This window comes from Paeniglutamicibacter sp. MACA_103, from assembly GCF_045798555.1.
In the GTDB taxonomy this organism is placed as follows: Bacteria; Actinomycetota; Actinomycetes; order Actinomycetales; family Micrococcaceae; genus Paeniglutamicibacter.
Genome location: NZ_JBIXLN010000012.1, coordinates 101065 through 110736, shown reverse-complemented (window position 1 = coordinate 110736; position 9672 = coordinate 101065). Strand labels below are relative to the sequence as shown.

The 9672-nt window shown below is 70.3% G+C and carries 9 protein-coding genes; 3 read left to right on the top strand and 6 right to left on the bottom strand.

Features of this window, described 5'->3' with window-relative positions; translation table 11 throughout:
- Positions 1–164 precede the first annotated feature (164 nt).
- The 3 genes from truA to rpsI all read left to right on the top strand — a co-directional run bounded on the left by truA (position 165) and on the right by rpsI (position 2484).
- On the top strand, positions 165–1118 hold the full coding sequence (truA, locus tag ACIPVK_RS08010; RefSeq protein ID WP_407611432.1) for a tRNA pseudouridine(38-40) synthase TruA: 954 nt from the start codon (positions 165–167) through the stop codon (positions 1116–1118).
- A 385-nt stretch (positions 1119–1503) separates the two neighbouring features.
- Positions 1504–1947, top strand: coding sequence for a 50S ribosomal protein L13 (gene rplM / locus ACIPVK_RS08005; RefSeq protein ID WP_407611431.1), 444 nt, complete (start codon positions 1504–1506; stop codon positions 1945–1947).
- Positions 1948–1983: 36 nt separating this feature from the next.
- Entirely contained in the window at positions 1984–2484 is a 501-nt protein-coding gene (gene rpsI, locus ACIPVK_RS08000; protein WP_407611430.1) for a 30S ribosomal protein S9, read from the top strand.
- Positions 2485–2638: 154 nt separating this feature from the next.
- On the opposite strand, the gene ACIPVK_RS07995 is transcribed toward rpsI, so the two are convergent.
- Genes ACIPVK_RS07995 through ACIPVK_RS07970 form a run of 6 tightly spaced genes read right to left on the bottom strand, consistent with a single transcriptional unit; the run spans position 2639 to position 9671 of the window.
- Entirely contained in the window at positions 2639–4195 is a 1557-nt protein-coding gene (locus tag ACIPVK_RS07995; RefSeq protein ID WP_407611429.1) for an exo-alpha-sialidase, read from the bottom strand.
- Complete coding sequence (locus ACIPVK_RS07990) at positions 4192–4872, bottom strand: N-acetylmannosamine-6-phosphate 2-epimerase (RefSeq protein ID WP_407611440.1); 681 nt, start codon at positions 4870–4872, stop codon at positions 4192–4194. Before ACIPVK_RS07990 ends, ACIPVK_RS07995 begins: the two co-directional genes overlap by 4 nt.
- Before the next feature lie 21 nt (positions 4873–4893).
- Positions 4894–5856, bottom strand: a complete 963-nt coding sequence (locus ACIPVK_RS07985; protein ID WP_407611428.1) for an ROK family protein — start codon at positions 5854–5856, stop codon at positions 4894–4896.
- A 4-nt stretch (positions 5857–5860) separates the two neighbouring features.
- Positions 5861–6787, bottom strand: coding sequence for a dihydrodipicolinate synthase family protein (locus ACIPVK_RS07980; RefSeq protein WP_407611427.1), 927 nt, complete (start codon positions 6785–6787; stop codon positions 5861–5863).
- On the bottom strand, positions 6784–7650 hold the full coding sequence (locus tag ACIPVK_RS07975) for an ABC transporter ATP-binding protein (RefSeq protein ID WP_407611426.1): 867 nt from the start codon (positions 7648–7650) through the stop codon (positions 6784–6786). Before ACIPVK_RS07975 ends, ACIPVK_RS07980 begins: the two co-directional genes overlap by 4 nt.
- Positions 7647–9671 carry a dipeptide/oligopeptide/nickel ABC transporter permease/ATP-binding protein gene (locus ACIPVK_RS07970; RefSeq protein WP_407611439.1) on the bottom strand — a complete coding sequence of 675 codons (2025 nt, stop codon included), beginning with the start codon at positions 9669–9671 and terminating at the stop codon, positions 7647–7649. The genes ACIPVK_RS07975 and ACIPVK_RS07970 overlap by 4 nt, the downstream gene beginning before the upstream one ends.
- Position 9672: the final 1 nt, after the last annotated feature.

Here is a 9672-nt window from a genome sequence, read left to right as displayed (position 1 = left end):
CCCGCCCCGGCGGGGGCCCCCGCCCCCCCCCCCCCCCGCCCCCAACGCTTTAAGTACCGAAGACCCCTCGCCGTGTTGCCCTCGCCATCGACGGCGGCACGCGACGGCGGGGGAGGAGCCGCGCCCCGAGAAGGTGGAAGCGGACACTGAACGAGGACCGTGAGATGAACACTTCCGCCTTTGACGCGCAGCACCCCGGCCTCGCGCCGGCCGGCAGCGCCACCGAACCTGCGACCGTCCGCATGGGCATACGGATCGGCTACGACGGAACCGCCTACAACGGCTGGGCGCTGCAGCCGGGCCTTCCCACCGTGCAGGGCGTGCTCGAGGCGGGTCTGGCCATGCTCATCCGCCGCAACATCCGCACGGTCGTTGCCGGTCGCACCGATGCCGGCGTACATGCCCGGAACCAGATCGCCCACTTCGACCTGACCCCCACCGAAGTGGCGGGCCTGGCCCGCGGAGCCGACCTCGAACCAGGCTTTGCCCTGCTTCGCCGGCTGCGCGGCGTGCTTGGCCGCGAACACGGGGCCATCCTGGTCCACGACGTCTGGATCGCCCCTTCCGGTTTCGACGCACGGTTCTCTGCGCTGTGGCGCCGCTACTCTTACCGCATCGCCGATGGCCCGGCACGCTTCGATCCGCTGACCCGTGCCTTCACCATGTGGCACAAGACGGATCTCGACGTCGCGCTGCTGAACGCCGAGGCCGCAAGCCTGCTCGGACGCCACGACTTCTTGTCCTTCTGCAAGCCCCGGGACCATGCCACCACGATCCGCACGCTCACGGAATTCACCTTCGAGCGGGATTCCGAAGGCATCATCGTGGTGCACCTGAAGGCCGACGCGTTTTGCCACAACATGGTCAGGGCCATGATCGGTGCGTGCATCAAGGTGGGGGACGGCAGCGAGGCCCCGGGCTGGGTGGCAATGCGATTGGCGGAAGCCGTGCGCGATTCACGGATCATGCTGGCGGATCCACGGGCGCTGGTGCTCGAGGAAATTGCCTATCCGCTTGATGCCCACGAGATCGCCAGGCGCGCGGAATTGACCCGCACCCGGCGCAAGCCGCACGAGATCACCACCAACCTGCCGGAACTGCGCGGCACCCGCGAGTAGCGGCAGGCCGTGGGGTGCCCCCGCGACGGACTCGATCCGATGCGGGAAGGGTCCTGGCGTTCGTGGATTTCCGGTCAACCTGGGCATCGATGAGTCGGCGTAGGCAGGCTCACTCCCGACGCTTTGGTGGAGTCGGGGTTAATCCGATAGACTATGGGCTGTTGTGCGTGTCCTTTGTTCGACACAACCTTCTCCGCGTGACGGCTCAGTTGCAGAGCCACTGGTCTGCTGGGATTGCGAACATTCATGGACGGCCGGTCTTTTCAGTCCTCACCTGGCGAACTGGTTACAGCGCATCGAACACAGCACATCGACAACAGTGGATCTCACAGCCGCTGCTTGGAACTGTGCTTGACCAGTAACCAATAAAACAAAGGCAATTACAGTGCGTACGTTCACTCCAAAGCCGGCTGACCAGACCCGCCAGTGGCACATCATTGATGCCACCGACGTTGTCCTGGGTCGCCTCGCCGTCCAGGCCGCAACCCTGCTGCGCGGCAAGCACAAGGCTACCTTCGCCCCCCACATGGACATGGGCGATCACGTCATCATCATCAACGCCGAGAAGGTTGCCCTCACCGGCGCCAAGCTCGAAAACAAGCGCGCCTACCGCCACTCGGGTTTCCCGGGCGGCCTGAAGTCCGTGACCTACGCCGAGCTTCTTGAAAAGAACCCGGTCCAGGCAGTGGAGAAGGCCATCAAGGGCATGCTTCCGAAGAACTCCCTTGCTGCAGATCAGCTGTCCAAGTTGAAGGTCTACCGCGGTGCCGAGCACCCGCACGCTGCACAGCAGCCGAAGACCTTCGAAATCACCCAGGTCGCGCAGTAGCGCTGGGCCCCGAGAACAAGACTTTAGGAGATTATCGTGGCTCAGAACACTGAAGAGATCACTGAATTCGAGGGTGAAGCTCCGACTTCGTACACCTCGGAGTCCGCATCGGCAGAAGCCGTTGTCGTCAAGGAACGTCCGGCACTGACTGTTGCAGGCGCAGCAGTCGGCCGCCGCAAGCAGGCAATTGCCCGCGTGCGCGTCGTTCCGGGCACCGGCCAGTGGACCCTCAACGGCCGCTCGCTGGAAAACTACTTCCCGAACAAGCTGCACCAGCAGGATGTCAACGAACCGTTCAAGCTCCTCGAGCTCGACGGCGCGTACGACGTCATTGCACGCATCCACGGTGGTGGCCCCTCGGGCCAGGCCGGTGCGCTGCGCCTGGGCATCGCCCGTTCGCTGAACGAGATCGACCGCGACAACAACCGCGCCGCTCTCAAGAAGGCCGGCTACTTGACTCGTGACGCCCGCGTCATCGAGCGCAAGAAGGCTGGTCTCAAGAAGGCCCGCAAGGCTTCGCAGTTCTCCAAGCGCTAAACCGCTTGCTCCGGCCATCGGGCTGGAACCCAGGGGCCCCGCAACCGAAAGGTTGTGGGGCCTTTGGTCCTTAAAACGGTAAAGGTCGGAGGTCCGTTTCGAGAGCAGACCTCCGACCTTTTGGCAGGCAATTCGCCGCCCCTTGCCGGCCCGGCTAGGGCCGAATGGTTTGGTTCGGCGGAACCGGGCCATGTTCGACGGCCCAGTCGATTCGCGGCCGTGATCCTGGCGCCGTGGTTCGGTGGTTCAGGTGGAGCCATACGGCGGTCGCCCCCGGGGCCAGTTGCTGCGCGTGCCCGTCCACGTCTCCGCTGGGCCGCACGGTCACCGGTTTGGTACCGCGGTTGGTGACGGCGGCCGAATACGTGAGGGTGTCCCCGGGGCGGATTCCCGGGGCGGGCGGGCCGTAGTTGGCCAGCAGATCCGCCCTGGATGCGACCAATTGGGCAGCCGCCTGGCCGACCTCCTTGCCGGCCGCCCCGTAGCCGGCATCGGCCTGCCCCAGCACGAGGTGCGGTTCCGTGAACGTCCAGTCTTTCGGGGGAGCGGTGGTGATCGAGCGCGGCACGAGCTCCACCAGCAGGTCCGGATGGCCGGGCAACGGGCGGGGACCGTGGTCGGGGTTGGTGTCGTCGTCCGGCGGGTTTGTGACGTCCTGCGCGGTGAGGTCGGCGAGCGGGACACGGGCGAAGACGATCTCCTCGTAGGCGCCGCGCTCATAGAGCACGCCGACCGAGCCGTCGGGCAGCTGGACGGTCGTGGAGTAGGCGGAAGGACCCGGGCAGAGCACGATGCCAGCGGACCAAGTGGTTCCGTCGTCGGGGCTGTGCCGCAGCACGGTGTTGCGGCGCAGGTATTGGTGCGCGTTGTGGGTGGCGACGAGCCCGCCGCCGGAAAGGGCGAGCACCGAACCGTTGTCGCTGGGGTCTGGCAACTGGCGCACCGGGACCGGGCGGGTGAAGGTGGCGCCGCCGTCTGCCGAGCGGGCGGTGAGCCGGTGCGGTGTCGCGCGCGAGTGCAGCAGCACGCTGCCGTCGGGCAGGGCGGCCACGGAGGATTCGTTGGTGTGGGTGCCGTCGGCGGCAGGATCCAGCGGATTGCCCAGCGTCCAGTTTTGCCCGTGGTCGTCGCTGTGGGCCACCGCGGCGGCGATCCGCCCGTCCCTTGAAAGCAGCACCACGCAGGGCTGCAGCAGCCGACCGGCGTGCGCGCCGGCCGCGATCTGGGTTCCGGCGCCCGACGCGGCGAAGATTCCGCGGATCCCCGGGCGCTTCAACTGGCCGGTGATCCTGCGGTGGCTCCAGCTGCGGCCGTCGTCGGTGGAAACCGAGAGGTCCACGTGCTGGGTCTGGGCGGTGCCCTCGCGGGATTCGAAGAAGCCCCACCGCGTGGTCGCGGCGTGGAAGCAGAAGATCGTGCCGGTGTCCCGGTCCACGAGCAGGGACGCATCGCCGAAGCCGTGCAGGCCGGTGCCGGTGCGCAGGATGCGCTGCGGTTCCCAGGTTGCCCCGCCGTCGGTGCTGCGGCGCAGCACCAAGTCCGCGGGGGAGGGCAGGTCATCGAGCGTGGGCCGGCCGTCGTAGACAGCGAGCAGGGTCCCGGCGTTGGTCACGGCCAGGGCGGGGATCCGGTACTGCCGGTAGCCGCCATGCCCGCGGGCGGCCAGCACGGTTTGGATCGGGCCCACGCTCGGGCCCATGCGCGGACTCACGATTCCAGGGCGTCGACGAACCAGCCGGTCAGGGTCGCCGGATGGGTGATGGCGGTGCCGACCACCACGGCGTGCGCGCCGGCGTCCAGCGCCTCACGGGCCTGCGCGGGGGTGTGGATGCGGCCCTCGGCGATGACCGGTAGCCCCAGGTCTGCGGCCACGATGGCCTCGAGCAGTTCCAGGTCCGGGCCCTGGGTCTTGGGCCGTTCCCCGGTGTAGCCGGCCAGCGTGGTGCCGATCAGGTCGGCCCCGGCGGCCGCGGCGGCAATCGCGTCCTGGAGCGAACCGCAGTCGGCCATTACGGTGGCAGAAGAGCGTTCGTGGATACCGGCGATGGTCTGCGCCAGGTCCAGCCCGTCGGGCCGCGGCCGCCGGGTCCCGTCCAGGGCGACGATGTGCGCGCCGGCCGCCGCGACGGCCAGGGCGTGGTGCAGCGTGGGGGTGATGAACACGCCGTCGTGCCCGTCCTTGAACAAGCCGATGACCGGGACCTGCACCGCGGAACGGGTGGCGGAAATGTCGGCCAGGCCCTGGACGCGCACCGCTTTGGCACCGCCGATCACGGCGGAGGCCGCGACCTGCGCCATGGTGCGCGGATCGCGCATGGGCTCGCCCGGGTAGGCCTGGGCGGAGACAATCAGCGCGCCCTTCAGCGCGGCGATCTGGGTGGCTGTCAGCAGCACGGGGTTGGATCCTTTTTACGCGGAGACAAGAGTGGAGTGGGCGGGGGCAAGGAACAGCGAGGCGGCCCCGGCCAGGGCGGCGTCGGCGCCCAGCGCCGCCGCTTGCGGGGCCAGGGACGCCAGCGGGCCGATCAGTTCGGCGGCGAAAGCCGCGCGCAGCGGGCCCCACCAGGGCTCGCCGGCATCGGCCAGGCCGCCGGAGACGATGACGGCCTCCGGGTCCAGCGCGTTGGCCAGCCCGCCCAGGGCACGGCCGGCCGCGGTGGCCGCCGTGTGGATGGCGGCTGCCGCGATTACGTCCCCGTCCGTCGCGCGGGCGAACACCGCGCGCGCGTCGGTAGCTGTCGGGTCCCCGCCGCGGCGCAGGTAGAGGGCATGCAGCCCGGGCCCGGAGGCCACGGCCTCCAGGTGCCCGGTGGCCCCGCACGGGCAGGGCAATCCCGTTGCCTCGGCGCAGGGCACATGGCCCAGGTGCCCGCCGACCTGCCGGGCGCCGTAGACGGGAACCCCGTGCAACAGCAGCGAACCGCCGATGCCGGTGCCGAAGGCGGCAAGCAGCACCGAATCGGACCCGGCGGCGGCTCCCAGCCAGCCCTCGCCCAGGGCGTGGGCATGCACGTCGTTGACCGCCTGGATGCGGTGCGGTTCCACCCCGAGCCGGGTTCCAAGCCCGGCGCGCAGGTCGGTCCCGGCCCAGCCCGGCAGGTGGTCGGTGGCCGAGAGCACCCGGGCGGTTGCCGGGTCGATGACCCCGGCCGCCCCGATCCCGACCCCGAGCGCCGGTGTCCCGGCGGCAAGGGCCGCCGCGAGCTGCGGCGCGGCGAGCTCGGCGATGGCATCGAGCACCGCCTCCGGTCCGTTTGCCGCAGGGGTGGGCAGCGAGGCCCGGGAGGAGATGGTGCCGTCGGCAAAGATAAGGGCGGCGGCGATCTTGGTGCCGCCCAGGTCGATGCCGACGGCGGTGCGATGTGCTGCCATGGACCTAGAGCAGTCCGGTGGCGGAGAGGATCGCGCGGATTTCGGTGGCCTCGGCGGCGTTCAGCGACTCCATGGGCCGGCTCATGGTGTTGGCACCGATGACGCCGAGTTCGGCCAGCGCGGTCTTGAACGCACCGAGTCCGCCGGCGCCGGGGGAGACCCGCGAGCCGTCGGGGACATCGACGATGCGGAAGAGCTCGGCGAGCCGGTCCTGTTCCTTCACCGCGGTCTCCCAGTTCCCGGACACCGCGGCGTCGTAGAGCCTGCGGTAGCCGGCCGGGTCCACGTTGGCCAGGCCCGGGACCAGTCCGTCGGCGCCCGAGAGCATCGCGGCGTCGCACACGACCTCGTGCCCGCTGAACAGGGCGAAGCCCTCGAGTCCGCGGGTGAGCAGGCGCAGCTGGCGGAAGGCAATGTCGTTGCCGGAGGAGTCCTTGACCCCGGCGATGGTGCCCTCGTGGGCGAGCTCGGCCAGCAGCCCGGGGGCCAGCTTGAAGTGCGTGCGCACCGGGACGTCGTAGGCGAGGACCGGGACGTCCACCGCCGCGGCGACGGCGCGGAAGTGGCGCTTGACCTCGGTGGCGTCGAAGATCGCGTAGTACGGGGTGGTGACCACGACGGCGTCGGCGCCGCGGGAGGCGACCTTGCGGGCCTCCTCGATGACCCGCGCGGTGGTCTGCTCGTTGGCGCCCACCAGCAGCGGCACCCGGCCCGCGGTGGCCGAGGCCACGGTGGCAAGGACCTCGGCGCGTTCGGCGTCGGTCAGGTAGGGGGTCTCGCCCGAGGAGCCCAGCGGGAACAGGCCGTGCATGCCGCCGGAGACCAGGTGCTCGACCACGGCCTCCAGGCCCGGCAGGTCCAGGGCGCCGTCGGAGGTGCGCGGGGTGATGACCGGCGGGATGACGCCGGTGAATGCGGGGGTGGTGCTCATGATTCCTCCAGGGGAGTTCGGGTGGGTGCCGGGGCCTGAAGCAGGCTCGGGGCGGCGCCCAGCAGGGTTCGGGTGTAGTCGTTGGTGGGGGTGTCAAAGACCTGGGCGGCGGTGCCCTGCTCCACGATCTGCCCTGCGTTCATCACGCAGATGCGGTCCGCGACGTAGCGGACGGTGGAGATGTCGTGGGAGATGAAGACGAGTCCCAGGTTGAGCTTGGCCTTCAGGTCGGTGAGCAGGTTCAGCACCTGGGCGCGGACCGAGACGTCCAGCGCACTGGTGGGCTCGTCGGCGATCACCAGTTCCGGGTCCAGCGCCAGCGCCCGGGCGATGGCCACGCGCTGGCGCTGCCCGCCGGAGATCTGGGACGGGGAGACCTCCGCGGCGGAGGCCGGAAGCCCGACCAGCTCGAGCAGCTCGTAGACCTTGGCCGAGCGGCTGGCCCTGGTCCCGATCCCGTGCACCAGCAGCGGGTCGGTGAGGATGTCGTGCACCGTCATCCGGGGGTTCAGCGCGGTGGCCGGGTCCTGGAAGATGATCGAGACGGACCGGCCGAATTCCTTGCGGGCCGCCCCGCGGCGGGAGAACGGCTGCCCGTGGAAGAGCACCGAGCCGCTGGTCGGTTCGCGCAGGCCCACCAGCACCGAGGCGAGCGTGGACTTGCCGCACCCGGATTCCCCGACGATGCCGACGGTTTCGCCGCGGGCGACCGTGAAGTCGACCCCGTTGACCGCGCGCACGATGGTCGGGTTGAACAGCTTGCCGCCGCGGGCGCGGTGGTGGACGTGCACGTCCTTGAGTTCCAGGACCGGGGCGGCGGAGACGGCGGCGCCGTGGGCGCCGGCCAGGGCGGTGGTGCTCATGCGTTGGCTCCTTCGGTGGAGGCGGCGGTGCTGGCGGCCGCGGTGGCCCAGTAGTGGTCGGACGCGCCGATCCTTTCCAAGGCCAGGGCCCGGGCGGGATCGGCGGCCGGGTCCAGCGAACGGGGCGCGAAGCGGTCCCCGGACGCGAAGTCGCGGGGGCTGGGCACCGAGCCGGGGATCTGGTGCAGGCGCTCGGCACCGGATTCGATGGAGAGCACGGCCCCGAGCAGCCCGCGGGTGTATTCGTGCCGCGGGTCCGCCAGCAGCTCGCCGGTGGCGCCGGATTCGACGACCTGCCCGGCGTACATGACGGTCACGCGGTGGGCCAGGGAGGCGACCAGGGCCAGGTCGTGGCTGACGAAGACCATCGCAAAGCCGAGCTGCTCGCGCAGCTCGTTGAGCAGGTCCACGACCTGGGCCTGCACCGTGACATCCAGCGCGGTGGTCGGCTCATCGGCGACCACGAGCTTGGGGGAGCGGGAGAGCGCCATGGCGATGAGCACGCGCTGGCGCTGCCCGCCGGAGAGCTCGTGCGGGTAGGAGCGCAGCGTCCGGCGCGGATCCAGCTTGACCAGTTTGAGCAGTTCCTCCGGGCTCATCCGCCCGTTGCGCCGGGTCAGCTGTTCCATCTGCTCGCGGATGAGCATCGAGGGGTTCAGCGAGGACAGGGCGTCCTGGTAGACCATTGCGATCTGTTCCCCGCGCAGCCCCTTGAAGAGCTTCTCGCGGGTGGCCTCGCGGTTGTCCGGTCCCACGAGTTCGCGGCCCTCGAAGCGGATCGAGCCGGTGACCTGCGCGTTGGGGGCGAGCAGGCCCATGATGGCCAGGGAGGTGATGGACTTGCCGCAACCGGATTCGCCGACCAATCCCATGGTCTCGCCCTCGTTGACGGTGAAGGAGACATTGTCCACGATCCTGGTGTCGCCGTAGCGGTCGGGGAAGCGGATGGACAGGTTCCGCACCTGAAGGATGGGGCGGGCGGCGGTGTCGGGGGCCAGCCGGTCGCCGCGGCCCAGTTCGGTGGAGCGCAGCCGGTCCAGCTGGGCGGCGAGCAGCGGCGGGGTCGCGGCGTGGGGCGATGCGGGTGCCTGGGCGGCGGCACCGGCGCCGGACTCGGCGCGCAGCACGGCGGCGGCGGTGTTGTCCTTCTCGGTGATCTTTGCCGGCTTGCGCAGCCGCGGGTTCACCATGGCGTCGGTGAGGCCCTCGGCGAGCACGTTCAGGCAGAGCACGGTGAGCAGGATCAGCAGGCCGGCGTAGGTGGTGGCCCACCAGGCGCCGTTGAGCACCAGGGTGCGGCCGTAGGAGATGACGTTGCCCCAGCTGGGGGCCGGGTCCTGGACGCCGGCGCCCAGGAAGGAGAGCGAGGCCTCGAAGATGATCGCGTCGGCGACCATCACGGTGGCGAAGACCAGCACCGGGGCGGCGGTGTTGCGCACCACGTGGCGCACCAGGATGTGCAGCCGTCCGGCGCCGAGCACCTGCTCGGCGCGCACGTAGTCCTCGCCCCACTGGGCCATGACGTTGGCGCGGACCACGCGGGCCAGCTGCGGGATGTAGATGACGGCGATCGCGACGATGATCACCGGGACGGAGTTGCCCAGGGTGGCCAGCAGGACCGCGGCCAGCGCGATGCCGGGGAAGGCCATGATGACGTCCATGATGCGCATGACGGTTTCGCTGACCCACTTGGAGGCGGTCGCGGCGATCGCGCCGAGCACGGCTCCCACGGCGATGGCCAGCGCCACGGCACCCAGGCCGATGAGCAGCGAGGAGCGCGCGCCGAAGAGCAGGCGCGAGTAGATGTCCCGGCCCAAGCGGTCGGTGCCGAAGGGGTTGGTGGCGCTGGGTGGCTGGGCGGGGATGCCGGTGGCCAGCGGGTCGTGCGGGGCAATCCAGGGGGCGAAGAGGGCCGCGAGGGCGACGATGGCGAGGAAGAGCAGGGCGGCCTTGGAGCCGGCCGGGAGGGCCTTGAAGGCCAGGCCGGGGCGGCTGAGGCGGTCAGCGAGTCCGTACCGCATG

Bases quoted from the DNA above. Each gene is read 5' to 3' on its own strand.
- ACIPVK_RS07985 (WP_407611428.1), bottom strand. From the start codon at position 5,856: ATGGCAGCACATCGCACCGCCGTCGGCATCGACCTGGGCGGCACCAAG.
- truA (WP_407611432.1), top strand. From the start codon at position 165: ATGAACACTTCCGCCTTTGACGCGCAGCACCCCGGCCTCGCGCCGGCC.
- ACIPVK_RS07975 (WP_407611426.1), bottom strand. From the start codon at position 7,650: ATGAGCACCACCGCCCTGGCCGGCGCCCACGGCGCCGCCGTCTCCGCC.
- ACIPVK_RS07970 (WP_407611439.1), bottom strand. From the start codon at position 9,671: ATGCGGTACGGACTCGCTGACCGCCTCAGCCGCCCCGGCCTGGCCTTC.
- ACIPVK_RS07980 (WP_407611427.1), bottom strand. From the start codon at position 6,787: ATGAGCACCACCCCCGCATTCACCGGCGTCATCCCGCCGGTCATCACC.